General features: G+C 41.8%; 1 pseudogene. It reads right to left on the bottom strand.

The window, feature by feature from the left end:
- Positions 1-484 (bottom strand): annotated as a pseudogene (locus HMPREF2637_RS11690) (MSCRAMM family adhesin SdrC); the annotation flags it as partial.
- Between the last annotated feature and the right edge of the window lie 503 nt (positions 485-987).

A 987-nucleotide genomic window follows, 5' to 3' on the forward strand; every position in this document is an offset into this window, starting at 1 on the left:
GTGAATCAATCTCAGAATCACAATCAGTGTCTAACTCCGAATCCGCTTCAGAGAGTGCATCAGTTTCTGAATCACAGTCTGCTTCAAACTCCGAGTCAGCATCAGTAAGTGAATCAATCTCAGAATCACAATCAGTGTCTAATTCCGAGTCAGCGTCAGAAAGTGCGTCAATCTCAGAATCACAATCCGCTTCAACTTCCGAGTCAGCGTCAGAAAGTGCTTCTGTCTCAGAATCACAATCTGCATCAAACTCAGAGTCAGCGTCAGTAAGTGAATCAATCTCAGAATCACAGTCAGAGTCTAACTCAGAATCCGCTTCAGTAAGTGAATCAATTTCAGAGTCACAATCAGTGTCCAATTCCGAGTCAGCCTCGGTAAGTGAATCAATTTCAGAATCACAATCAGAATCTAACTCAGAGTCAGCGTCAGTAAGTGCATCAGTTTCAGCTAGTGAGTCAGCATCATTGAGTGAATCGCAGAGCACAAGTGCGTCAGTTTCGGCTTCTGAATCAGTATCATTGAGTATATCGAGCTCATTAAGTGCTTCTGTATTTGAAAGTCAGTCTCAAGCTTTCAGTGCTTCAATTTCTGCGATTATTTCAACTGTTGAATCTGTTTCGAACTCGGCTTCAAGCTTCATTTCAACAAGTGAATCTGTTTTGACATCTAACTCAACATCCTTGAGTGAGTCGGCGTCATTGAGTGCATCTGTTTCAGGATCACAATCAGTATCGAATTCAGTTTCGACTTCAGAGAGTGAATCAACGTCAACATCACAATCTGAGTCAAACTCAGAATCAGCATCATTAAGTGCTTCAGTTTCAGCTAGTGAGTCAGCATCATTGAGTGAGTCTCAAAGCACAAGTGCATCTGAATCAGCCTCTGAGTCAGAGTCAGCCTCATTAAGTGCTTCAATCTTAGAATTACAATCAGTATCAAACTCAGTTTCAGCGTCAGTAAGCTCTTCGATTTCAACAAGTGAGTCTG

The sequence above is a fragment of the Streptococcus sp. HMSC065H07 genome, assembly GCF_001837325.1.
Taxonomy (GTDB): Bacteria; Bacillota; Bacilli; order Lactobacillales; family Streptococcaceae; genus Streptococcus; species Streptococcus salivarius_H.